Annotated in this window: 21 protein-coding genes; 15 read left to right on the forward strand and 6 right to left on the reverse strand. The window is 65.2% G+C overall.

Annotation, left to right across the window (positions count from 1 at the left end; all coding sequences use genetic code 11):
* Nucleotides 1–74: 74 nt before the first annotated feature.
* Both ACE3SL_RS08285 and ACE3SL_RS08290 read left to right on the forward strand, forming a co-directional pair.
* Entirely contained in the window at nt 75–1358 is a 1284-nt protein-coding gene (locus tag ACE3SL_RS08285) for an MFS transporter (protein WP_374525267.1), read from the forward strand.
* A 69-nt stretch (nt 1359–1427) separates the two neighbouring features.
* Nucleotides 1428–2720, forward strand: a complete 1293-nt coding sequence (locus ACE3SL_RS08290) for a cystathionine gamma-synthase family protein (protein WP_374525268.1) — start codon at nt 1428–1430, stop codon at nt 2718–2720.
* Nucleotides 2721–2853: 133 nt separating this feature from the next.
* Here ACE3SL_RS08290 and ACE3SL_RS08295 read toward each other — a convergent pair whose 3' ends face one another.
* The gene (locus tag ACE3SL_RS08295; protein WP_374525269.1) at nt 2854–3573 is read right to left on the reverse strand and encodes an HAD family hydrolase; all 720 of its coding nucleotides are present in this window, start codon (nt 3571–3573) and stop codon (nt 2854–2856) included.
* Between the two features lie 90 nt (nt 3574–3663).
* Between ACE3SL_RS08295 and ACE3SL_RS08300 the strand changes: the two genes are divergently transcribed.
* From ACE3SL_RS08300 to ACE3SL_RS08320, 5 genes are all read left to right on the forward strand, one after another.
* Nucleotides 3664–4770, forward strand: coding sequence for an MlaE family lipid ABC transporter permease subunit (locus tag ACE3SL_RS08300; protein WP_374525270.1), 1107 nt, complete (start codon nt 3664–3666; stop codon nt 4768–4770).
* Entirely contained in the window at nt 4770–5636 is an 867-nt protein-coding gene (locus ACE3SL_RS08305; protein ID WP_374525271.1) for an ABC transporter ATP-binding protein, read from the forward strand. The genes ACE3SL_RS08300 and ACE3SL_RS08305 overlap by 1 nt, the downstream gene beginning before the upstream one ends.
* Nucleotides 5636–6577: an MlaD family protein gene (locus ACE3SL_RS08310; RefSeq protein WP_374525272.1), complete on the forward strand. Its 942-nt coding sequence runs from the start codon at nt 5636–5638 to the stop codon at nt 6575–6577. Before ACE3SL_RS08305 ends, ACE3SL_RS08310 begins: the two co-directional genes overlap by 1 nt.
* A gap of 11 nt (nt 6578–6588) precedes the next feature.
* Complete coding sequence (locus ACE3SL_RS08315) at nt 6589–7185, forward strand: ABC-type transport auxiliary lipoprotein family protein (protein WP_374525273.1); 597 nt, start codon at nt 6589–6591, stop codon at nt 7183–7185.
* A gap of 219 nt (nt 7186–7404) precedes the next feature.
* Nucleotides 7405–7725, forward strand: coding sequence for a multidrug efflux SMR transporter (locus ACE3SL_RS08320; protein ID WP_374525274.1), 321 nt, complete (start codon nt 7405–7407; stop codon nt 7723–7725).
* Between the two features lie 193 nt (nt 7726–7918).
* Here ACE3SL_RS08320 and ACE3SL_RS08325 read toward each other — a convergent pair whose 3' ends face one another.
* Both ACE3SL_RS08325 and ACE3SL_RS08330 read right to left on the reverse strand, forming a co-directional pair.
* A complete protein-coding gene (locus tag ACE3SL_RS08325) occupies nt 7919–9076 on the reverse strand; it encodes a serine hydrolase domain-containing protein (protein WP_374525275.1) in 1158 nt (385 codons plus the stop codon).
* 74 nt (nt 9077–9150) lie between these two features.
* On the reverse strand, nt 9151–10317 hold the full coding sequence (locus tag ACE3SL_RS08330; protein ID WP_374525276.1) for a serine hydrolase domain-containing protein: 1167 nt from the start codon (nt 10315–10317) through the stop codon (nt 9151–9153).
* Nucleotides 10318–10460: 143 nt separating this feature from the next.
* Here ACE3SL_RS08330 and ACE3SL_RS08335 point away from each other — a divergent pair, with 143 nt between their 5' ends.
* Nucleotides 10461–11897, forward strand: a complete 1437-nt coding sequence (locus tag ACE3SL_RS08335) for a LytR/AlgR family response regulator transcription factor (protein ID WP_374525277.1) — start codon at nt 10461–10463, stop codon at nt 11895–11897.
* A 645-nt stretch (nt 11898–12542) separates the two neighbouring features.
* On the opposite strand, the gene ACE3SL_RS08340 is transcribed toward ACE3SL_RS08335, so the two are convergent.
* Together ACE3SL_RS08340 and ACE3SL_RS08345 are read right to left on the reverse strand one after the other, a co-directional pair.
* Nucleotides 12543–12938 (reverse strand): 2,4'-dihydroxyacetophenone dioxygenase family protein, encoded by a 396-nt coding sequence (locus ACE3SL_RS08340; RefSeq protein ID WP_374525278.1) that lies wholly within the window; start codon nt 12936–12938, stop codon nt 12543–12545.
* 26 nt (nt 12939–12964) lie between these two features.
* Complete coding sequence (locus ACE3SL_RS08345; RefSeq protein WP_374525279.1) at nt 12965–13153, reverse strand: hypothetical protein; 189 nt, start codon at nt 13151–13153, stop codon at nt 12965–12967.
* 532 nt (nt 13154–13685) lie between these two features.
* On the opposite strand from ACE3SL_RS08345, the gene ACE3SL_RS08350 reads away from it, so the two are divergent.
* The 6 genes from ACE3SL_RS08350 to ACE3SL_RS08375 all read left to right on the forward strand — a co-directional run bounded on the left by ACE3SL_RS08350 (nt 13686) and on the right by ACE3SL_RS08375 (nt 18455).
* Nucleotides 13686–14678, forward strand: coding sequence for a helix-turn-helix domain-containing protein (locus ACE3SL_RS08350; protein WP_374525280.1), 993 nt, complete (start codon nt 13686–13688; stop codon nt 14676–14678).
* 77 nt (nt 14679–14755) lie between these two features.
* Nucleotides 14756–15538, forward strand: coding sequence for an SDR family NAD(P)-dependent oxidoreductase (locus ACE3SL_RS08355; RefSeq protein ID WP_374525281.1), 783 nt, complete (start codon nt 14756–14758; stop codon nt 15536–15538).
* Nucleotides 15535–16515 (forward strand): thiamine pyrophosphate-dependent dehydrogenase E1 component subunit alpha, encoded by a 981-nt coding sequence (locus ACE3SL_RS08360; RefSeq protein ID WP_374525282.1) that lies wholly within the window; start codon nt 15535–15537, stop codon nt 16513–16515. The genes ACE3SL_RS08355 and ACE3SL_RS08360 overlap by 4 nt, the downstream gene beginning before the upstream one ends.
* On the forward strand, nt 16502–17539 hold the full coding sequence (locus ACE3SL_RS08365; protein WP_374525283.1) for an alpha-ketoacid dehydrogenase subunit beta: 1038 nt from the start codon (nt 16502–16504) through the stop codon (nt 17537–17539). Before ACE3SL_RS08360 ends, ACE3SL_RS08365 begins: the two co-directional genes overlap by 14 nt.
* Before the next feature lie 4 nt (nt 17540–17543).
* Nucleotides 17544–17774, forward strand: a complete 231-nt coding sequence (locus ACE3SL_RS08370; RefSeq protein WP_374525284.1) for a biotin/lipoyl-containing protein — start codon at nt 17544–17546, stop codon at nt 17772–17774.
* Between the two features lie 18 nt (nt 17775–17792).
* A complete protein-coding gene (locus tag ACE3SL_RS08375; protein WP_374525285.1) occupies nt 17793–18455 on the forward strand; it encodes a biotin/lipoate A/B protein ligase family protein in 663 nt (220 codons plus the stop codon).
* 248 nt (nt 18456–18703) lie between these two features.
* Here ACE3SL_RS08375 and pepN read toward each other — a convergent pair whose 3' ends face one another.
* The gene (gene pepN / locus ACE3SL_RS08380; RefSeq protein WP_374525286.1) at nt 18704–21301 is read right to left on the reverse strand and encodes an aminopeptidase N; all 2598 of its coding nucleotides are present in this window, start codon (nt 21299–21301) and stop codon (nt 18704–18706) included.
* A 47-nt stretch (nt 21302–21348) separates the two neighbouring features.
* On the opposite strand from pepN, the gene ACE3SL_RS08385 reads away from it, so the two are divergent.
* Nucleotides 21349–22140 carry an SDR family NAD(P)-dependent oxidoreductase gene (locus tag ACE3SL_RS08385; RefSeq protein WP_374525287.1) on the forward strand — a complete coding sequence of 264 codons (792 nt, stop codon included), beginning with the start codon at nt 21349–21351 and terminating at the stop codon, nt 22138–22140.
* Nucleotides 22141–22172 lie beyond the last annotated feature (32 nt).

Consider the following 22172-nt stretch of genomic DNA (forward strand, 5'->3'; position numbering starts at 1 on the left):
CTTCCTGAAAGAAGGCAAGCGGGATGCCGGGTCGGGCCCGGTATGACGAAGTGAGCGGAGGGACAGGAAACCGAATGAAGGCTTTCTCCATACCGCGCAAACGCCTCATTTCGATCATCGGCGGCTCGGCGGGCAATCTCGTCGAATGGTATGACTGGTTCGCCTATGCCTCCTTCGCTATCTATTTCGCGCCGGTCTTCTTTCCGAAGGCCGATCCGACCGCGCAGTTGCTCAGCACCGCGACGATCTTTGCCGTCGGCTTCGTCATGCGGCCTATCGGGGCGTGGATCATGGGGCGCTTTGCCGACGCGCGCGGGCGCAAGGCGGGGCTGACGCTGTCGGTCGCGCTGATGTTCGGCGGATCGCTGCTGATCGCGGTCGCGCCGACCTATGCCGCCGCGGGCCTGCTCGGTCCCGCAACGCTGCTGATTGCGCGGATGCTGCAAGGCCTGTCGCTCGGCGGCGAATATGGCGCCAGCGCGACCTATCTGTCCGAAATGGCGCCGCGCGAGCATCGCGGCTTCTGGGCGAGCTTCCAATATCTGACGCTGATCGGCGGCCAGCTTTGCGCGATCTTCGTCGCGCTCATCCTGCAGGCTTTCCTGACCGAGGCCGAACTGACCGCCTGGGGCTGGCGCATTCCGTTCGTGATTGGCGCATTGCTTGCGATCGGCGTCTATCTGCTGCGCCGCAATCTCGCCGAAACGCCTTCTTTCATCAATCAGGCCGTCGACCGCCCGGCGTCGACCGCCCGTCTGCTTTGGAAGGAACATCGGCGCGAGAGCATCCTTGTCGGCATGCTGTCCGCGGGCGGCGGGCTCGGCGCCTATACCTACATTACCTATATGCAGAAATTCCTGTTCAATACCGCGGGGTTTGACAAGGAAACCGCAACGTGGATCATCGCCGCCGCGCTGCTCTGGTTCGCGGCGATGCAGCCCGTTTTCGGGGCGCTCGCCGACCGCTTCGGGCGAAAACCGATGCTGCTGCTGTTCGGCATCGGCGGCGCGATCGTCGCCGCGCCGACCCTCTTCGCGCTCGAAAGGACGACCTCGCCGGTTGCGGCTACCCTGCTCATCCTCGTGCCCCTGACGCTGCAAAGCGGCTATACCGCCAACAACGCGCTGGTGAAGGCCGAACTCTTCCCCGCGCATATCCGTGGGCTCGGCGTCGCGCTGCCCTATGCGATCGGCAATGCGATCTTCGGCGGCACGGTCGAGATGGTCGCGCTCTGGCTCAAGGGCCAGGGAGTCGAATGGCTCTTCTACTTCTACGTCGCCGCCGTGATCGCACTGGCGGGCATCGCGACCCTGCTGCTGCCGGAAACGAAAGAGCGCAGCCTGATCGTCGAAGATTGACCGCGCAATTTAGTTACAATCGAAACCGGCGCTGCTAAGAGGGACTCCACCATTTCGAGGAGCATCCCCATGGCCGTGCGCGGCAACCCCAAGATGAACAGCAAGAAGATCGGCGACCAGGATCTGAGCCCCGCAACGCTGATGATGGGGCTCGGTTACGACCCGATGCTGTCCGAAGGGTCGCTGAAGCCGCCGATCTTCCTCACCTCGACCTTCGCTTTCGAAAGCGCGGCCGCAGGCAAGCGTTTCTTCGAGCATATCACCGGCAAGCGCGAAGGCCCTGCCGACGGGCTTGTCTATTCGCGCTTCAACGGGCCGAACCAGGAAATCGTCGAGGACCGCCTCGCGGTCTGGGACGGCGCCGACGACTGCCTCGTCTTTTCGAGCGGCATGTCGGCAATCGCGACGATGCTCCTCGCGCTCGTCAACCAGAATGACGTCGTCGTCCATTCGGGCCCGCTCTATGCCGCAACCGAAACGCTGATCGCGCGCATCCTGTCGCGCTTCGGCGTCAGTTTCGTCGATTTCCCCGCCGGCGCGTCGCGCGACGAACTCGATGCGATTCTGGCCCGCGCGCAGGCGCTCGCCGACGAAAAGGGCGGCAAGGTCGCGCTTGTCTATCTCGAAAGCCCCGCCAACCCGACCAACGCCCTCGTCGATGTCGAGGCGGTGCGCGCCGCGCGCGACGCTGCCTTTCCCGGCGAACAGAAGCCCGCGATTGCGATCGACAACACCTTCCTCGGCCCGCTCTGGCAGCAGCCGCTGAAGCAGGGCGCCGAACTCGTCGTCTATAGCCTCACCAAATATGCCGGCGGCCATTCGGACCTCGTCGCGGGCGGGGTTTCGGGCGACCAGCGGCTGATCAACGCGATCCGCCCGATGCGCAACACGATCGGCACGATCTGCGACCCGAACACCGCCTGGATGCTGCTCCGCAGCCTCGAAACGCTCGAGCTTCGCATGAGCCGCGCAGGCGAGAATGCGCTGAAGGTCTGCACCTTCCTGCGCGATCATCCGAAGGTCGAGGGTCTCGGCTATCTCGGCTTCATCAGCGACCCGCGGCAGAAGGATATTTTCGACCGCCATTGCAGCGGTGCGGGGTCGACCTTCTCGCTGTTCATCAAGGGCGGCGAGGCCGAAAGCTTCCGCTTCCTCGACGCGCTCAAGATCGCGAAGCTCGCGGTCAGCCTCGGCGGCACCGAGACGCTCGCGAGCCATCCCGCCGCGATGACCCACCTGTCGGTTCCCGACGAGCGCAAGAAGGCGCTCGGCATCACCGACAATCTGGTGCGCGTGTCGATCGGGATCGAAAATGCCGACGACCTGATCGCCGACTTCGCGCAGGCGCTCGACGCGGTGTAAAATACACCCTCCCCTTCAGGGGAGGGCAGCGAGACTTGGCAGCTTGCTGCCTAGTCGCAGCGGGTGGGGGCCAGAAGCCTTGCGCAACGCCTCGGCCTCCACCCCAACCCCTCCCCTGAAGGGGAGGGGCTTTTCACTTCCTCCCCCGCCAATCGACCACCTGCCAGCCCATTTTCGGCGCGAGCCGCTTCAGTCGCCGCGATGGCGTCGTCGCGACCGCCTCGTCGGCGAAATGCAGCATCGGATGATCGGAGACATGGTCCGAATAGGCGCGGACATGCACCTGATCCCGCGTGATTTCATTGATCGCGAGCCAGTCCGAAATGCGCGCGAACTTGGCCTCGCCATAGCAATTGTCGCCCGCCAGCCGGGCGTGAATATGGTCGGCGCCGTCGGGCTCGTCGAGCCGCGTCGCGAGCACGTCGTCGATGCCGAGCCGCCGCGCGATCGCATCGACGTAAAGGTGGAAAGAAGCGGTCGCGAGCAGCAGCCGGTATCCCGCCGCGCGGTCGGCCGCGATCTGATCGAGCGCCGCCGCGTGCAGCCCGCGCGCGATGACCTTGTCGGCATAGCTTTCGGCAAGCGGCGCGATCTCGCTGCGGCGGAAGCGCTTGCCGACGAGCAGCCGCAGGTTGATCGCCTTCAGCCGCGACCGGTCGATCAGCCGCAGCGCATAGCCCGCACCCGCGAGCCCGACGAGCGGCAGCAGCAGCAGCCGCCATTGCTGGCGCCGCCTCGCAACATGCATCAGGAAACCGCTGTAAGTCCCTGATCGGGTTATCGTCCGGTCCATGTCGTACATCGCGACGCGATGGGCGTGGCCGGGTGCCGGGGGGACGGATGGCGTTTCCATGCCGCCGTTCATAAGGCCGCGCGCCGTCGCCGCCAAGGGGACCGGAATGGCTTGCCGTGCCCCGGTAAATAATACAATGTCCCCCGCGAGATGGTGGTCAAGGCGGACTTCGACACTAGCGACGGCACCGATGGCGCCGCGGTTCGCTTCACTGGCCGGCTAACGCTGGCCCGCCTCGGCGACGTTCCCGCACGGCTTGGCGAGCTTGGCCCGATCGAATCGCTCGACCTGTCGGAGGTCGAACGGATCGATACGGTTGGGGCGTGGATCGTAACCCGCACCGCCAACGACCATGGCGCGACGATCACCGGCGCCAGTCCAGACGCGCAACGGCTGCTGGAAGCGCTCAAGGACGACAAGAGCGAGTATCGCGTTCACCGCGACCGCCGCTCGGCGATCGAGCGGATGCTCGAACAGATCGGCGACGCGAGCATCGCGATCTGGCGCGAACTGATCGGCATCGTCGATTTCTTCGGCGCGATGATCATCGCGCTGTTCATCCAGATCCGCGCGCGCCGCCGGCTGCGCTGGAATGCGGTCGTCACGCGCTTTCAGGCGGTCGGCGTCGATGCCCTCCCCATCATCGGCCTGATGAGCTTCCTGATCGGCATCGTCATCGCGCAGCAGGGATCGGTCCAGCTCGAGCAATTCGGGCTCGAGGTGTTCACGATCAACCTCGTCGGGCGCGCATCGATCCGTGAACTGGGGTTGCTGATGACCGCGATCATGGTCGCCGGCCGCTCGGGATCGGCCTTCGCGGCGCAGATCGGGACGATGAAGCTGACCGAAGAGGTCGATGCGATGCGCACGATCGGCGTGTCGCCGATGGAGGCGATCGTGCTGCCGCGAGTCGCGGCATCGACGATCACCATGCCGCTGCTCGGTTTCTACGCCAGCATCTGCGCGATCGTCGGCGGCGGCGTCTTCTGCTGGGTCGGGCTGGAGATTCCGCCGCTGACCTATGTGCAGCGGCTGCGCGAGATCATCCCGATGCACGATTTCTGGATCATGCTGATCAAGGCGCCGGTGTTCGGGCTGCTGATCGGCGTCACCGGCTGCTATGAAGGGATGCAGGTGCGCCAGAATGCCGAAGAAGTCGGGCGGCGCACGACCTCGGCGGTCGTCGCGGCGATCTTCCTCGTCATCGTCCTCGACGCCTTTTTCGCGGTTTTCTTCTCCTCGCTGGGGTGGAACTGATGGCGGAGGACACCGAGATCGAGATCAGGGAGGAGCTGGCCGCCGCCGACGCGGTACGGCCCGAACGCTTCGAATATGCGATCCGCATCCGCGGACTCGTCAACCGCTTCGGCGACACGGTGATCCACGACCATCTCGACCTCGACGTCCGCTCGGGCGAGATTTTGGGCGTCGTCGGGGGATCGGGCACCGGCAAGTCGGTGCTGCTGCGCTCGATCGTGGGTCTGCAGATTCCCGAAGCGGGCGAGATCGAGGTCTATGGCAAGACGCTCGACACGATCACCAACGAGGAGGAATCGCGCGATCTCCGCCGCCGTTGGGGGGTGATGTTCCAGGGCGGGGCGCTCTTCTCGACCCTCAGCGTCGCCGAGAATATCCAGGTTCCCCTGCGCGAATATTATCCGCGGCTCGACCAGCAACTGCTCGACGAGATCGCCGCCTACAAGGTCGCGATGGTCGGCCTGCCGCCCGACGCCGGCCCCAAATATCCTGCCGAACTGTCGGGGGGGATGGTCAAGCGCGCCGGGCTGGCCCGCGCGCTGGCGCTCGACCCGGCCTTGCTGTTCCTCGACGAGCCCACGGCAGGCCTCGACCCGATCGGCGCCGCGAAGTTCGACGAGCTGATCCGCGGGCTTGCCGACACGATGGGGCTGACCGTCTTTCTGATCACCCACGACCTCGACACGCTGTATGCGACCTGCGACCGCGTCGCAGTGCTCGCGGAAAAGAAGGTGATTGCGGTCGGCACGATTCCGGAACTGCTTGCCACCGAGCATCCGTGGATACAGGAATATTTCAACGGCCCGCGCGGGCGCGCGGCAGCGGACGGCAACCAGACGCACGAGCCGCGGGATAGGAAAAGCTGATGGAAACTCGGTCGAACAATGTCCTGGTCGGGGCCTTTGTCCTCTTCTTCACCGCGGCGCTCGCCTTTTTCGTCGTCTGGCTGGCGAACGACAGCGGCGGCGTGAAGCGCCAGTATGACATTTTCTTCAAGCAATCAGTCGACGGCCTCAACAAGGGCGCGCAGGTGCAATTCTCGGGCGTCCCTGCCGGACAGGTGCGCGAGATCGCGCTGTGGCCCGACGACCCGCAATTCGTCCGCGTCCGCATCGAGGTGAACGAGGGCGTGCCGATCCTGCAGGGGACGACCGCGGCGCTGGAAGGCGTCGGTTTCACCGGCGTGTCGCAAATCTCGCTGGACGGCGCGGTCAAGGGCGCGCCGGCGATCACCGACAAGGGGCCGGCGGGCAAGCCGGTCATTCCGACGCGCGTCGGCGGTCTCGGCGAGCTTCTGAACACCGCGCCGCAGCTGCTCCAGCGCCTGTCGACCTTGTCGGAACGGCTCGCCGAACTGGTCGACGACGAGAATCAGGCGAGCATGAAGGGCATCCTCAACAATGTCGAGGCATCGACTGCGATCCTCGCCCGCAACGGCCCCGCGCTCGAAAAGGCGCTCGCCGACACGCGCATCGCGATCCAGCAGACCGGCAACGCCGCCGAGCAGATCGGCAATCTCGCCGCCTCGGCACAGGGCACGATCGACCGCAATGTCGATCCGGCGATGGCGAATTTGCGCGACACGCTTCAATCCGCGAATGAGTCGATGAAGACGCTCGAATCGGCGATTGCCGACGCGCGGCCGGGCCTCAAGACCTTCAGCGACACCACCGTTCCCGAAGCCAATGCGTTGATCCGCGACCTGCGCCGTACCTCGGCCTCGCTGTCCAGCCTGACCGACAAGCTCGACCAGCAGGGCGCCGGAGCGGTGCTGGGCGGCAGCAAGCTTCCCGATTACAAGAAATGAGGATGCCGACAATGCGAACGCTCCGCCCTTCCCTGCTCGTCGCGGCTGCGGCGCTGACACTCTCGGGCTGCATCGGGCTCGGCGGCAAGACCCCGCCCTTCCTGCTGACGCTCGACGCCGATGCCGCGCCGGCGGCCGGGGCCGCGCGCACTGCGGCCGATGCCGCGACCTTGACAATCCTGATCCCTACCGCGCCGCAGAAGCTGCGCACGACGCGCATTCCGGTGCAGCAGGACGAGGCGAGCGTGACCTATGTCAAGGACGCGCAATGGGTCGAGGCGCCGCAGCGGCTGTTCCAGCGGCTCGTCTCCGAAACCGTCGCGGCGCGCACCTCGCGCGTCGTGCTCGACGAGGGGCAGTACCTGACCGCGCCGGGCGAGCAGCTCGCGGGGCAGCTCATGGATTTCGGCGTCGATGCGCGGACGAGCGAGGCGGTCGTCGTCTATCAGGCGATGCTGGTGTCGGCCGGCGGCAAGAGCGTTACGCAGCGCCGGTTCGAGGTGCGCGAGCCGATCGCGGGCGCGATCGAGGCGAAGCCCGTGGGCGAAGCGCTGACCCGCGCCGCGAACAAGGTCGCGGTCGATGTCGCGGGGTGGCTGGGGGGCTGATCTTCTTTTGGCGAAAGGGCTGCGTGCTCCCGCGAAGGCGGGAGCCCATCTCCGGCCGGTGTCATCTTGAGCCGGCGGGAGATGGGCCCCCTGCCTTCGCAGGGGCGCAGCAATCCTTTACTTCAACCGATCATGCTTTAAGGGCGCCACCTTGCGTGCCTCTTTCGGGTTTCCGGCATGCATTTCCCCACGAGCCCGCCTGACCGAAAGGACTCGCCCGTGGGATGGATCATCCTCGCTATCGCCGTTTTTACCGAAATCTGCTGGGCGCTCAGCCTCAAATGGGCGGCGACGCTCGGGACGTGGCAGGCCTCGGCGGTTCCCGTCACGCTGAGCTTCGTCAACATGGCGCTGCTCGCGCTGGCGATGCGCGAGATTTCGGCGGGCACCGCCTATGCGATCTGGACCGGCCTCGGCGCCGTCGGGGTGATCATCGGCGGGATTATCCTGTTCGGCGAGAAAGTGAGCGTCGCGCAGGTCGGCTTCATGGCGCTGATCGTGATCGGGGTGGTCGGGACGAAGCTGTTTCCGGCCGGGTGATCCGGAGCGCGGGTCGGCAGACTGGGGCCGAAGGCCGATATTTCGCATCGCGCAATTTCCTCATTCCCGGCATTGTGTCGTCTGCCGCACTTCGGCTTCTCCATGTTTGACAGGCAGTTTCAGGGGAATTCGATCAGGGTATCCATGGAGGTAATAACAACGGCTGCCAGTGCCTTTGCTTCGGGATCGAATGTCATTCCCCGATGCGCATTGCTGCGGTGGCTATGGTTTTGAGCGCACTGGTGATCTCTGCCGTTGCCGAAAGGTTGCACAATATCGCGATCCCCGTTCGGCGCGCCGGATCGACATAAGCCATCGTGAACACGCCGGGGTCGCCGCCCCAATGGTTGGCGAGCGGGACACCGTTCAGCGGCGACTGCTGCCATGCCAAACCCTGGCCGGTGAGCCACGACGGCAGCCCCGCCGGTCGCTGCATGTCGAGCATCGCGGCCACGGCGGCATCGCTGACGATCCGTTTCCCCTCGGCAATGCCGCTGTTGGCGGCAATGGCGACGAGCCGGGTCAGGTCACAGATCGACGCGCGCATCATACCGGCGGACCAATCAGGAAAGCCGACTGGTTCGACGGCTGCGATCCTGCCATCCATGATATCGTAGGGTGTGACGCGCAGGTGGCTCGGCGTTTCTGCGATCGACCAGGCGGTATGACGCAACCCCAGCGGCCGAAAGATGTCATCGCGGGTCTGCAGGCGCAGATCGCGTCCGGCGATGCGCGAACCCAGATAGCCGAGCAGTCCATAGCCGATGTTGGAATAATCCCACGCAGTACCCGGTCGGGCGTTGAAATTGCCCGTGCCGACATAGCGACCGTCTGTCGCCAGATACGACTTGAGCAATTCGCCGATCGGAAGACGGGCATCATGGCCGCGCTCGCGAAAGTCGATTTCATAGTAGCGCGCATCCGAGATACCCGAGGTATGCATCAAGAGCTGACGGAAGGTAATAGAAGCTGCTTCGTCGCCGAGAATCGCGAAGTCGAGGTAAGGAGCAACCGCAGCGTCGAGCGTGATGCGGCCCTGATCGACGAGACGCATGATGGCGAGCGCGGTTACCGTCTTTGTCACGGATGCGATGTGGAACATGCTGTCGCGGGTTACGCGGCGCCGGCTGTCGGTGTCGGCAAACCCATAGGTTCGGGTGCCCAGTATCTTGCCGTTCCGCGCGATGCCGAGGGCGAGGCCGGGAACCCTGGACTTCGCCATCTGCACGATGACGAGGTTATCGAGCGCATCCGCCGCACGCGCAGGTTGTGCGAAGGTGTTTGCGGCGGACAAAAGGCAACCGCCGATCAAGGCCTGGCGGCGTGACAGGAGCGGCGGCCTTGCGGACATCAACGCTTCTCCATGTTCAGATTGATATCTGTCGGTGCCTGCATGGAACCGAACCTCGCTGCGAGATGCTGCCGTCACTTTTCGACGGCGAAGCCGGGAATATATAGCGACGCAATCTTGTCGATGAACTTCTCGGGCGAAGCGCCCATCAGGTTCGTCAGAACGACAATCGAGAGGTCGTCGCCGGGATAGATGAATAGAGCGGCGCGGGCGCCGCCGACGGGTGTGATCGCAGGATGATCGATACGCCGGGCCGATGGCCATCCCAGTCCATAACCATTTATGGTGGAGCTGAAACCGCGATAGGTTCCGTCTTGCTGCGGCTGCGGTTTCCAGAGCTGTTCCAGGCTGTCCGCCTTTATAAACTTCTGCTTTTGCAGCGCGATAACCCACTTTGCCAAATCGATCGACGTGGTTCGGACTCCACCGGCCGGGAACACGATTTCTGTCCACGGTTCATGGCGCGCGAACGGAATGTTGCTGCGTTCGACGCCGACCGTCTTCATCCCCTCGATGCGCAGCGTCAGATAGGTATAGAGCGTCGCGGCATCAGGCTCGGCTTTGGCGCCCGTGACGTCGGCGAAGCGCGTTCGCTTCATCCCCGCGGCATCGAACTGCCGATCGTGGACGAACTCGGCGTAGGATGTCCCCGTGATCTTCTCGATAATCTTCCCCATCACGACATAATTGGTCTGGGTGTAATCGAACCGCGTCCCCGGCGGGAGTTTGAGGGGGAGCTCCTGGACCTTTGCCCAGGCGGCATCCGGTTCGGCACCGCCCAGCAGCCGGACATTGTCATCCGCAATTTCGGGCAGACCCGACATGTGGGTCAGAATCTGCCGAACGGTAACGCCGCTCCATGCCTCCGGAAGGGTTTCGAGATAGGCCTTTATCGGCGCATCGAGATCAAGTTTTCCGGCCTCGACGAGTTGCATGGCCGCGACACCGGCAACCGCCTTGCTGATCGAATTGATGGGGAAGGTGGTTCGTTCCGTGACGGGCGTGGAGGTTTCGATATTGGCCTGGCCATATGCGCCGGTGAGCAGAATCCTGTTCTGCCGCACGATCGTCAACTGGAGCCCCGGAATACCGCGATCGCTCATTTCGCTCCGAACCAGCTGTTCAACCGCAACGGCCCTGTTATCCGCTTCCGCGATCGGCGCCGTGCGGGCGTGTGCAGTGTGAGAAAGGCCGCCCAAGGTTGCAATCAGGCCGATTGCGGCCGAAAATTTGTGGAGCATTATCCGGTGATCCAAAAGCTTGAGGAATGCATGCCATCGGTTGGGCCGTTTGCAGCGCACTCCGCTATCATCGCTCGGTCAACGGCACCCCTTCATCGGTGAATGGCGGTGCATATCGGCGAGTTGCATTCTAGAGGGGGCGGATGTGGCGAATCCTGCTTCTCACCTTCTTCCTGATGGAATTCATGTCCTCGGCGCAAGCCCGGGACAGTTCATGGCAACTCTGTCGCGGCGCGGCGGGGCCGGCCGGTCCGGGGCTCAGTGACTGCCGCCCGATTGCCGATTCCATCGATCCGCAAGGCCGGGAAATCTGGATTCGATCCGTTGTTCATTCCCCGCCCGATGCGCGCGCCCGCGTCCTCTATGTCGCAGGGGTCGCTTCATCGGAGGCCTGGCTCAACGGCCAGTATCTGGGCACGAACGGTCGCCCCGGCCCCACGGCGCAGGACGAATCGCCTGGGCGTTATCAGGCGATCTTTCCCATCCGCGATGCCGTCTGGCGGCCAGGCGGCAATGTGCTGGTGCTACGCCTGTCGTCCTTCCACGGGGGCTTCCATTTCGCCCAGCCGATGAGCGCCATTGCCGTCGCGCCCTATCCCTATCCACCGCGCCTCGCGCCTTTGGCGGTTGCCTTGCTGGCGGCCGGCGCTTTGCTGGCCGCCGCATTCGGTTTCGGGGTCATCCACGCCATGCGTCGCACCGGGACCAGCCTGGTCCTGGCCGCCATGGCAATAGTTGCGACCCTGCAGGCCATTGCGGAGAGCTCGCGGACATTTTTCGACTATTCCTATCCTCTGCATGCCTGGCGGATGGGCGTCATCTGGGTGCTGGCCGCGGTCTTTGCCGTTCTGTTGGTGCGCTATGTCTCCATCCGGTTTATCCCCCGGGCAAGCCTTTATGTGACGAGCCTCTCCTTGGGCCTCGTCGCTGCCACGGCCCTGCTGCCGGGTTTCGACGCGAAGACGCTATGGGCATTGACCTTGGGAGTGGCGCTTGCGGCCTTGCCGGCGGCCGCCGGGGTGCGCAGGCGCCTCCCCGGCGCGCGGGCGATGCTCGCCTATCTCCTGCTGTTTCTCGCGCTGGCTGTCGGGTTTCCGAAGTGGTTCACCGACCTCTCTTATTTTCTGCTCGCCGCAGGCCTGGTGCTGCCGCTCCTGATCGTCGAGGTCGTGCGTCTGAGCCGGGACAGCCGTGACCGGGAAACGGCCCTGACCCGTGCCGCCAGTCGCCCCGATCGCCTGACGGTAGCGTCCACGCGCGGTGTGGAATTGGTGCCGATTGCGGAGATACTGGCCGTCGTGGGGGCTGACGACTATGTCGAGTTGCGGCTGGCGGGCGGTCGCAGCCTGCTGCATGCGGCGCGCCTCGACGGCCTCGAAGACCAGTTGCCGGTGAGCTTCCTTCGCATTCACCGGTCAGTGATCGCCAACCTTTCCCGGGCACAACGGCTGGAACGCGATGGAGGCCGCTGGCAATTGCACTTGAACGAAGGCGCGCCCCTACCCGTTAGCCGTTCTCGTCTGCCTGCCCTGCGCGGGGCTCTGGAGGCTGCGCCCGTCACGGTGGTGGCATGGGCATAGAGGCGCCGAGCACCATCATGGTGGCTGCGGGGCCGCTATCGGCCAAAGCCGCCAACATTGGTGTCTCCGCTTTCGTGGGCGCACCGATGTTATAACTCGCTCGAGATCGCCATATGAACGCCTCGCTGCGCTCGCTTTGGCGTCGGGCGCAGCGGGGACAGTTCTTCATTTTGCCTTGGGGATCACGACGAGCGGTTTTTGCTGTGGCAGATCGGCGGATCATATCTTGAACCTCGGCAGCGGACATCGCTTGGAGGCCGGGCACCGCATCCGTAGCTGCGGGCACGACCGCCGCATGATGTTGGTACGAGACGCTCGCGCTGTCAGCGATGATGGTCCTCGGCATCGAGGTTAGGCGAAAAAGCGGCCCAGACAGGAAGAGCGCCGGCCGCCTATCGCCATGTTCATGCTACGGGCCCAATTTCTCTTCCATCGCAGTCGAGGAGCATACAAAGACGCTCTGCATCGCTGGAAGCGGTGGAGCGACAAAGGCCTCTTCATCCGCGCGCTGGAAAATCACCAGCAGGGCGGTCCGGAATTCCGGGCGCCCATCACGCGGATGTTCCGGCTCGGCTCCATCCGGTCATGTCGGCGCAGCGCGTCGTAGCGCTCCGTCAAACCCTCGCACGCTGACGCGCCATGGTTTCAAACGGCGGTTGCGGTCATGTCCTCAAGCAGTTTGTGATCGAGAATCGAAGCCGCATCACCCTTATCGTCCAGAAAGGCAATTGGGCCAAAGTTGGTGAAGAGCAACTCCGTATACTCCGGGAAGCTACTGTAGTCGTGCACCACATCGAGCGGTTCGTAGCCGTATGTTCCGGCCACTGCCTCGCCCATCCGGTAGCTCATGCGCCCCTTGAGCACGTAATATTCCCCCGCGCCCAGGTGCCGGTGCGGCTTGAAGGAGCTGCCCGGCTGAGCCCGGAACAGCACGGTCCAACGGCCTGTTTCCTGGCTCGAATAGAGGAGGCAGACCTCGATCCCATCGGTCATGGGTGCCCACTTCATATCGGCGGGGGTGATCAGGCGTTCATCAATCATGGCAGTGGGTTAACCTTTCCCGGTAATCAGAAGTGGAAAGACAGCTCGACGCCGTATGTGGCGTGCTCGCCGTAGTAGCGGGGCACGAAGCCGTAGCCGGTCGTGTCGAGCGCATCGACGATACAGGCCTTGCCTGTCACGTTCCTGGCCCATGCGGCAAACTCCCCGCTCCTTCGCCCGATCGGCAAGCGTGGCGCGGAGGTTGAGCGGGCCATAGCCCTCGCCCGAGCTGATGAGATCGCTCTCGGCGTTGCCGTAATATTTCTTGCCGGTGTAGTTGTGCTCGGCACGCCAACGCGTCTCGAACTCACCCACCGGGATCGTTACCTGTGCATATGTCGAAAGCGTGAACTTCGGGGCGCCGGGCAGCCCCCTGCCCCAGCGCCGGAGCGCTAGCTGCAAGTGCCGAGACGGCACCGGCGGCATGCAGCGGCGAACGGAACCGGCCTTTCATTAAACTCTCCCCTCAAAGGTTATGCGGGCATGCTGCATGGGCACCCCATGTTCATGCCCTCCTTTTAGATGGCGCGCGGCGCTTCGATCATGCGCCAGAGTGCCGCAAAATTTGGCTGGCTGCGAACCGCGCCTCCTGCCTGAAAGCCGCAATTTCCAGAGAAATCGACAGACGACTTGCGGGCGACTTGTACAGGGGCGGCCCAACTCTTGGGTATGCGCGAACCTGCACGCCATGCCTGTTGCGTCCGGTCACGGACGGGCATAGCCTGCCGGTTCGGAGAGGGTTGAACTATGCTTCTGAGCGAAGAGCGCTGGAGTTCCGCATCACTGCCGCCGCCGCGGCAACTTCCCGGCTTTCAGGAGGTGCTAGACCGCACGCATTCCCACTGGAGCCTCGCGGCCGCGGGCAAGGAACGCTACGGCGCCAAGGTCCGCCGCCGCACGATCAACGACTTCGTATTCACGCAGGTCGTCTGCGACCCCACCACCGGTTTCCGCACCATAGATGACGTGAAACGCAGCGAAAACGACTATTTCTGCCTTCTCTACTTCAAGGAAGGAGAAAGCCTGATACGACAAGGGCGCAATGAATCGGTTGTACGTCGCGACATCATTTCGGTGTGGGACAGCACCCGCCCCGCGATGTTCAAAAACACGCGCGAACTGCACCAGCTCTCGATCCTGATCCCGCACCGCATGGCAACGACGATCGTGCCGGGCATTGAGGACATGTGCGGCCTCTCCGTGGATGGCAGCGCCGGGCTCGGTTCCATCCTGCTCTCCCACCTGCGCCAGATCCACAAAACTGTCGAAACCGTGGACCCGCAGGATCGCACCGCCGTGCTACACGCCACGGTCGAACTGCTCGCCGCAACCTTCCGCCCGGAGCACGACCGTATCGCGAGCAGCGCCTTCCGCCGCGCGGTGCTCGGCCGTGTGCAGGAGCATATCCTCGCGCATCTCGGCGACCCCAGGCTTTCGGCCGCTACGATTGCGGCGGCATTCCGTTTCAGCCCGCGCTATCTCCACCGCCTGTTCGAGGAATTCGGCGTGACGGTCGGCACGTGGATTCGCGAGCGGCGGTTGATGGCGGCGCGCAGCGACCTGGCGAGCCGCACCATGGCGGGCTACAGCATCACGCAGATTGCGATGCGGCACGGCTTCGCCGACGCCTCGCATTTCAGCCATGCGTTCCGCGACGCCTTCGGCCTCTCCCCGCGCAGTTACCGGAAAGCCACGGCGCGCGCGGCGGATGACGAACGAAGTTCCCTCCTGCCCAAATAAGCCGCCGCTCTGGCGCAAGCCACGCCAGTTCCGCTCCTGTAGGTCATTTTCACAAATGACATGCGAAGGAGAGGCTTATGGACAGGTTGCAAGGCAAGGTCGCGCTGGTGACGGGCGCGGCGCGGGGGATCGGCGCAGGTATAGCCCGTGCGATGGCGCGCGAAGGTGCGGTCGTGATCGCCGCCGATCGCAACGTCGCGGGCGTTGAGACGCTCGCCGCCGAAATCGGCGCGGAACCGCTCGCGCTCGATGTGACGAGCGAGGCCGACTGGGCGAAGGCGGCTGCGCATATCGATTCCGCGCACGGCAAGCTTTCCATCCTCGTCAACAACGCCGGTGTTGAACTTGTGAAGCTGGTGACCGAGCACAGCCTCGCCGACTGGCGCGGGCTGATGGCGGTGAACGTCGATGGGGTCTTCCTCGGCTGCCGCGCCTTTCAGGCGCTGCTCGCGAAGGGCGGCGGCACAAGCCAGCCAGCGAGCGTCATCAACCTCTCCTCGGTCGCAGGCCTCGTCGGCTACCCCGACCAGCTCGCCTACAACACATCGAAAGGCGCGGTGCGGCAAATGACGAAAAGCCTCGCGATCGAATGGGCCGCGCACCGGCTACCGATCCGCTGCAATTCGATCCACCCCGGCTGCATCCACACGCCGATGCTGGAAACGGCGGTGGAAGGCTGGGTCCGCGAAGGCTCGATCCCGGCAGACGATCCGTGGACGGCAGTCGCTGCGCTCAATCCGCTGAACGCCGTGGGGCTGCCCGAGGACATCGCCATGGGCGCGGTCTATCTCGCCAGCGACGAGGCGCGCTTCGTCACCGGTATCGAGCTCGTCATCGACGGCGGCGCGGTGGCGCGATGAGTAACCGTAGCGACCGGCTCTGGATGTACGGAACGATGGTGAAGAGCCGCCATTTCGAAGCGCTGATCAAGCCCGCCTATTTCGAAGGCAAGACCCCCGTGTTCAACATGGCGAAGGGCCCGCTTCCCGGCGAGATGCACCTGTCCGACGGACAGGAGCCATGCGCGGTCGGCGTCTGCGTGCACCTGCGCCCCGGCGACACGGTGACGGCGACGCACCGCCCGCACCACATCGCCATCGCCAAGGGCGTCGATCTTCATGCCATGGCGGCGGAGATCTTCGGCAAGGCGACAGGGCTTTCCGGCGGGCGCGGCGGGCACATGCACCTGTTCGATGCGCGCGTGAATTTCGCCTGCTCGGGTATCATCGCACAGGGCCTTGGCCCTGCGGTCGGCGCCGCACTCGCGAGCAGGCTGCGCGGCGAGGATCATGTCGCGGTCGCCTTCCTCGGCGAAGGCGCCGCCAATCAGGGCGCATTTCACGAAGCGCTCAACCTCGCCGCGGTCTGGAAAGTGCCCGCCATCTTCGTGATCGAGGACAATGCGTATGGCATCTCGGTCGCGAAGCGCGATTGCACGGCAGTCGCGCGCAATGCAGACCGCGCCGCCGCCTATGCGATGCCCGGGCACTTCATCCCCGGCAACGATCCCGATGCGATCCATGACGTAGCCGGGGAAGCGATCGCCCGTGCCCGGCGCGGCGAGGGCCCGTCGTTGATCGAAATCGAGACCTGCCGCCTGGAAGGGCATTTTATGGGCGATGCCGAAGCCTATCGCCCGGCGGGCGAGGTCGAGCGCCTGAAGGCCGCCGACCCGATCCCCGCCTACCGCGACCGCCTGCTCGCCGACGGTTTCGACGCCGCCGATCTCGACGAGGCAGAGGCTGATGCGCGCGCCGCCGTCGATGCAGCGTTCACCGCCGCACGCGCCGCGGCTTATCCCCAGCCGGAGGAGGCCTTCGCCCATGTCTTCGCCTGATGCCATCGCGGCGCCCCGCCCCGCGCGCCGCCTCACCATTGCACGCGCGATTTCCGAAGCGATCGGCCAGGAGATGGAGCGCGATCCGGCCGTTCTCGTGATGGGCGAGGATATCGGCAAGCTCGGCGGCGTGTTCGGCACGACCACGGGCCTTCTCGACACATTCGGTGCGGAGCGCATACGTGATACGCCGATCTCGGAAACCGCATTCATCGGCGCGGCTGTCGGCCTCGCCGCCGCCGGTATGCGGCCGATCGTCGAATTGATGTTCGTCGATTTTTTCGGCGTCTGCATGGACGCGATCTACAATCTCGCGGCGAAGCAAAGCTATTTCTCGGGCGGGCAAGTCACCTGCCCGATGGTGCTGATGACGAGTGTCGGCGGCGGGTACGGCGACGCCGGGCAGCACAGCCAGACGCTCTACGCCACCTTCGGCCACCTGCCCGGGCTCAAGGTCATCATCCCTTCGAACGCGCACGACGCGAAGGGACTGATGCTCGCCGCCATCCGCGATCCCAACCCGGTGATCTTCATGTATCACAAGGCGCTGCAGGGCATGGGCTGGCTCGGCACCGTGCAGCGTTCGATCACCGACGCCCCCGAAGGCGATTACGTCGTGCCGCTCGGCAAGGCGACCGTCGTGCGCGAGGGCAGAGATATCACGCTCATCGGGCTCGGGCTCAGCGTGCATCACGCGCTCAACGCCGCCGCGCGGCTCGAAAAGAAGGGCTATTCAGCTGAGGTCATCGACTTGCGCAGCATCGCGCCTCTCGACCGCGAGGCCGTGCGTGCCTCCGTGCGGAAGACCGGGCGGCTGCTCGTCGTCGATGACGACTACATGAGTTACGGCATCGGCGCCGAGATCATCGCCAGCGTCTGCGAGGCCGGAGTTCCGCTTCACGCCACCCCGCGCCGCATCGCGCATCCCGATATCCCCGTGCCGTTCACGCCGGTGATGGAACATTTCGTGCTGCCCGATGCCGACAAGGTCGCAGCGGCCGCGCTCGCCATTCTGGAGCCATGAGCAGATGACCGATATCACCATACCCACCGGCCTCTGGAACGAGGGCGACGAGGCCGCCATTTCGGCCTGGCTCTATGCCGACGGCGATGTTGTCACGGAAGGTAGCATCATTGCCGAGATCATGGTCGAAAAATCGAGCTTCGAGCTCACCGCGCCCGCCTCCGGCACCCTTCGTATCGATGTTCCCGCCGAAACTCCCGTCGCCGCGGGAGAGATCGTCGGCCGCGTCGGCTGAGGCGGGGCGCGCGCGCCCTTGTTCAGCGGCCTCGCGCATGCGCTGGCGCCGGGCACCCCCGTTGAACGCGGAGACGGCGAGGCGGCGGTCACCGAGGATGAGCGACAGCTCAACGCCCTGCTCGCCGCACAGCGCGGCGCCGAACACGCACGGCTCTGGACGAACAGCCGCTGCCTCGTCACAACGCGCCGGTTCGCCCGCATGGAAGGCTTTGCGGATGCTGCGGCCACCAGTCGTGCACGCGGCTGGCCCGTTTTCGTTCGTACAAGCGGCGGCACCACGGTGGTTCACAGGCCCGGCATATTGAATTTCAGCCTATATGAGATCGCGCCCGTCGGTGCGGTCGATATCAACGCCTGTTTCCAACGCTTTACGGAGCGTCTGATCATAGGCTTCGCCGCGATCGGCGTTTCCGCCGAAACAGGCTGGGTCAAGGGCAGCTATTGCGACGGGCGTTTCAACATCGTCTCCGGCAGGAAAAAAATCGCAGGCACGGCCTGCCTCGTTCGAAAGAGCGGGGGCTGGTTCGGCGTTCTTGCGCACGCGGCAATCAATATCGAGGGCGACACACAGGCGGACCTCGCCGCGATCACGGCCTTCGAACGCGGCCTCGGTCTCGATATCCCTTACGCTCCGGCATCTCACACAAATCTTGTCGCGCGAATCCGGATGAGAGGCTGAGAAGAAATTGACCGGCCGGAAATCTGTTCCAGCCCGCCAGTCCGTCCCGCGTTGCCGCTCAAACCACCGCAGCCCCGGCTGAGCGGGGGAACACGACCAGGGAGAGGCGGGGAAGGTCCACGCCAGGTTCCGCAGCTCGCTCATGGGCATCCTCGACTTCGTAAACGATGCCAAGACACCCAAGGCCGCCCCCGTTATAACAAAGATGGTCCCGCTTTCGCCGGAATGACCAAGGTCGGGAAGCCGCCCTACCCCAGCAAACTCTTGCTCGCCTGCTCGGTCACGTCGCGCGACAGGCCGGGCTGCGCCAAAATGCGCCCAAGCTCCGCCTTCATCATCGCGGCGCGCGCCTCGTCGAAGCGCTTCCAGCGGCCGAGCGGCGGGATCATCTTCGCCGCGGTCTGCGGATTCTTCGGATCGAGCGCGATGACAAGATCGGCGATCAGGCGATAGCCCGCGCCGTCGGCGCGATGGAAAGCGGCCTGGTTTCCGGTGAGCGCTCCGTAGAGCGAGCGGACGCGATTGGGATTCGACAGGGTAAAGTCGGGATGCCCCGCCAGCTCCCGCACCGCATCGACGGTATCGGGACGCAGCGACCAGGCCTGCACCTGAAACCATTTGTCGAGCACGAACGGATTGTCGCGGTAGCGCTGGTAGAAGATGTCGAGCGCCGCCACGCGCTCGTCGCTGTCCCCATGCGCCAGCGTCGCGAGCGCCGTCTGCCGCTCGGTCATGCCGTCGGCGCCCGAGAAGATTCCGAAGGCCAGCGCCGGCGCATCGGCGGCGGGCGTCGCGGCGAGATAGGCGAGCGCGACCCCGCGCAGGCGCCGCCGCCCCTTGGCCGCGGGGGTGAGATCAGTCGCGGGCGGCGCGCCCTCGGCAAGGATTGCGCGCCATTCCGCCTCCAGCGCCGCCCCGATCGCCGCCTGCAGCGCCAGCCGCTCGCGCCGGATCGCGTCGGGGTCGACGACGACCATCTGGTCGCCGATGAAGGCTTCACTGGGGAGCAGCACGGCCTCGGCAACGAAAGCCGGATCGGCGGCGCGTCCGCCGAGCGTCGTCGCGACCGCATCGATCACCGCGCGATGATCGGCCTTGTCGCCCGAAACCGCGGCGACGAGCGTGTCGAGCATCAGCTGCTGCAACGCCTCGTAGCGCGCGAACGGGTCGTCGTCGTGCGCCGCGAGCCAGGCAAGCTCGCCCGCCTCGCGCGCGCAATCGACGATGACCGGCGCCGAGAAGCCGCGGTTGATCGAGAGCATCGGCCGGCTGCGATAGGACCCGAGCGGCACCGCCATGTCGGCGCGGTCGAGCAGGACGAGCGCCTCTTCCTCCGCGCCATGACTGCCGTCGAGATCGAACGCCTTGATGCGGAGCGGAATCAGCATCGGCGCCTTGTCGGGCTGGCCGGGGGTCGCGGGAACCGATTGCGCGAGATGCAGCGTCCGCTCGCCGGTCGCGGCATCGGTGTCGATCCGCGCCGTGACGCGCGGCGTGCCCGCCTGGCTGTACCAGAGACGGAATTGCTTGAGATCGACGCCCGCGCCTTCTTCGATCGCGCGCACGAAATCCTCGCATGTCGCGGCCTCGCCATCGTGGCGCGCGAAATAGAGGTCGGTGCCCTTGCGGAAGCGCTCCGGCCCGACCATCGTCGCCATCATGCGGATGATCTCGGCGCCCTTGTTGTAAACGGTCGCGGTGTAGAAGTTCGAGATTTCCTGATAGCTGTCGGGCCGGATCGGGTGCGCGAGCGGCCCCGCATCCTCGGGGAATTGCGCGGCGCGGAGCAGGCGGACATCCTCGATCCGCTTGACCGGCGGCGAACCCATGGCGGCCGAGAAGCTCTGGTCACGAAAGACGGTGAAGCCCTCCTTCAGCGACAATTGGAACCAGTCGCGGCAAGTGACGCGGTTGCCCGACCAGTTGTGGAAATATTCGTGCGCAACGACGCCCTCGACCCCGTCGTAATCGACGTCGGTCGCGGTATCGGGATCGGCGAGAATGTAGCGCGTGTTGAAGATGTTGAGCCCCTTGTTCTCCATCGCCCCCATGTTGAAATCGCTGACTGCGACGATGTTGAACAGGTCGAGGTCGTACTCGCGGCCATAGACGCGCTCGTCCCACGCCATGCTGTTCTTGAGCGCCTGCATCGCATGGCCGGTGCGGTCGGCGTCGCCGGCGCGCACCCAGATGCCGAGATCGACCTTGCGTCCCGACAGCGTGGTGAAGCTGTCGCGGTTGACGACGAGATCGCCCGCGACGAGCGCGAAGAGATAGGCGGGCTTCGGCCACGGGTCTTCCCACAAGGCCCAGTGATCGCTCCCCTCCTCGCCCGAGGCGACGCAATTGCCGTTCGACAGCAGGACCGGGAAGGCCGCCTTGTCGCCCGCCATCCGCACCTTGTAGCGGCTGAGCACGTCGGGCCGGTCGGGATGAAAAGCGATGCGGCGGAACCCTTCGGCCTCGCACTGGGTGCAGAGCATGGCGTTCGAAGCATAAAGGCCCATGAGCTGGGTGTTCGCCGCAGGGTCGATCGCGGTATCGACCTCGACCGTCGCGGCGGTGCGGTCGCCGAGGTCGACGATCAGGTCGGACCCGTCCATGCGCCAGTCGTTCCAGCCCTCGCCATCGACGCGAACGCCGAGCGGGGTCAGCCCGTCGCCGCGCAGGACCAGCGGCACCATAGTGTCGGCGTGGCGGACCACCGACAGCGCGGACGACACGCGCGTCGCGTCGATGCCGAGCGCGAAATCGAGCGCGATGTCGGGCACTTGCCATTCGGGCGGGCGATAATCGCCGCGGTGGATGGTGACGGGAACGGGGGGCGTGGAAGAGGCGTCGGTCATGCCATGGGGTCTAGGCGCGGCGCGGCAAGCGCGCAATAAGCGCTGCGATGGCGAAGATGCTGATTTTCGGAATGGGCTATGCGGCGGGGCATCTCGCGGCGCGGCTCGATGCGCGCGGCTGGGAGGTCGTGGGAACGACGCGCGACGGACGCGGCGATAGCCTCTCCTTCGGGGACGAGGATGCGGTGCTCGGCGCGCTGCGCTCGGCGACGCATATCCTGTCGTCGGTGCCGCCGGTCGATGGGTCCGATCCGGTTCTGGAGCGCTATGGCGAAGCAATCGCCCTCGCACCTGCCGGATGGGCCGGCTATCTGTCCTCGACCGGCGTCTATGGCGACACCGGTGGCGCGTGGGTCGATGAGAGCGCGCCAATCAAGGGCCGCCGCCCCGACCGCAACGCCGCCGATGCGGCGTGGCAGGCGTTGCGCGGCGACATGCGCCTGTTTCGCCTGCCCGGCATCTATGGTCCGGGCCGCTCGATCCTCGATAGAATATGTTCGGGGTCCGCGCACCGGATCGATTTGCCTGGACAGGTGTTCAGCCGCATCCATGTCGATGACATCGCGGGCGGCATCATGGCGTCGTTCCGTGGGCCGGCGGGCGTGTACAACCTCGCCGACGACGCGCCCTGTCACCAGAACCGGCTCGTCGAATGGGGCTGCGCAATGCTCGGCGCGCCGGTGCCGCCGCTGCGGACGCTCGACGATGCCGGTCTGTCGCCCGCCGCGCGTGCCTTCTATGCCGAGAACCGCCGCGTCGCGAACGGCAAGGCGAAACGGCTGCTGGGATGGACGCCGAGATATCCGACGTTTCGCGAGGGATTGGCGAGCCTCATTTAGCTTCGTCGTTTCCGCGAAAGCGGGAACCAGTG

This window comes from Sphingopyxis sp., from assembly GCF_041916015.1.
Classification (GTDB): Bacteria; Pseudomonadota; Alphaproteobacteria; order Sphingomonadales; family Sphingomonadaceae; genus Sphingopyxis.

Excerpts from the sequence above, each read along its gene's own strand:
- ACE3SL_RS08285 (WP_374525267.1), top strand. The coding sequence starts at position 75 with ATGAAGGCTTTCTCCATACCGCGCAAACGCCTCATTTCGATCATCGGC.
- ACE3SL_RS08290 (WP_374525268.1), top strand. The coding sequence starts at position 1,428 with ATGGCCGTGCGCGGCAACCCCAAGATGAACAGCAAGAAGATCGGCGAC.
- ACE3SL_RS08295 (WP_374525269.1), bottom strand. The coding sequence starts at position 3,573 with ATGGAAACGCCATCCGTCCCCCCGGCACCCGGCCACGCCCATCGCGTC.
- ACE3SL_RS08300 (WP_374525270.1), top strand. The coding sequence starts at position 3,664 with ATGGTGGTCAAGGCGGACTTCGACACTAGCGACGGCACCGATGGCGCC.
- ACE3SL_RS08305 (WP_374525271.1), top strand. The coding sequence starts at position 4,770 with ATGGCGGAGGACACCGAGATCGAGATCAGGGAGGAGCTGGCCGCCGCC.
- ACE3SL_RS08310 (WP_374525272.1), top strand. The coding sequence starts at position 5,636 with ATGGAAACTCGGTCGAACAATGTCCTGGTCGGGGCCTTTGTCCTCTTC.
- ACE3SL_RS08315 (WP_374525273.1), top strand. The coding sequence starts at position 6,589 with ATGCGAACGCTCCGCCCTTCCCTGCTCGTCGCGGCTGCGGCGCTGACA.
- ACE3SL_RS08325 (WP_374525275.1), bottom strand. The coding sequence starts at position 9,076 with ATGTCCGCAAGGCCGCCGCTCCTGTCACGCCGCCAGGCCTTGATCGGC.
- ACE3SL_RS08330 (WP_374525276.1), bottom strand. The coding sequence starts at position 10,317 with ATGCTCCACAAATTTTCGGCCGCAATCGGCCTGATTGCAACCTTGGGC.
- ACE3SL_RS08335 (WP_374525277.1), top strand. The coding sequence starts at position 10,461 with ATGTGGCGAATCCTGCTTCTCACCTTCTTCCTGATGGAATTCATGTCC.
- ACE3SL_RS08340 (WP_374525278.1), bottom strand. The coding sequence starts at position 12,938 with ATGATTGATGAACGCCTGATCACCCCCGCCGATATGAAGTGGGCACCC.
- ACE3SL_RS08345 (WP_374525279.1), bottom strand. The coding sequence starts at position 13,153 with ATGGCCCGCTCAACCTCCGCGCCACGCTTGCCGATCGGGCGAAGGAGC.
- ACE3SL_RS08350 (WP_374525280.1), top strand. The coding sequence starts at position 13,686 with ATGCTTCTGAGCGAAGAGCGCTGGAGTTCCGCATCACTGCCGCCGCCG.
- ACE3SL_RS08355 (WP_374525281.1), top strand. The coding sequence starts at position 14,756 with ATGGACAGGTTGCAAGGCAAGGTCGCGCTGGTGACGGGCGCGGCGCGG.
- ACE3SL_RS08360 (WP_374525282.1), top strand. The coding sequence starts at position 15,535 with ATGAGTAACCGTAGCGACCGGCTCTGGATGTACGGAACGATGGTGAAG.
- ACE3SL_RS08365 (WP_374525283.1), top strand. The coding sequence starts at position 16,502 with ATGTCTTCGCCTGATGCCATCGCGGCGCCCCGCCCCGCGCGCCGCCTC.
- ACE3SL_RS08370 (WP_374525284.1), top strand. The coding sequence starts at position 17,544 with ATGACCGATATCACCATACCCACCGGCCTCTGGAACGAGGGCGACGAG.
- pepN (WP_374525286.1), bottom strand. The coding sequence starts at position 21,301 with ATGACCGACGCCTCTTCCACGCCCCCCGTTCCCGTCACCATCCACCGC.
- ACE3SL_RS08385 (WP_374525287.1), top strand. The coding sequence starts at position 21,349 with ATGGCGAAGATGCTGATTTTCGGAATGGGCTATGCGGCGGGGCATCTC.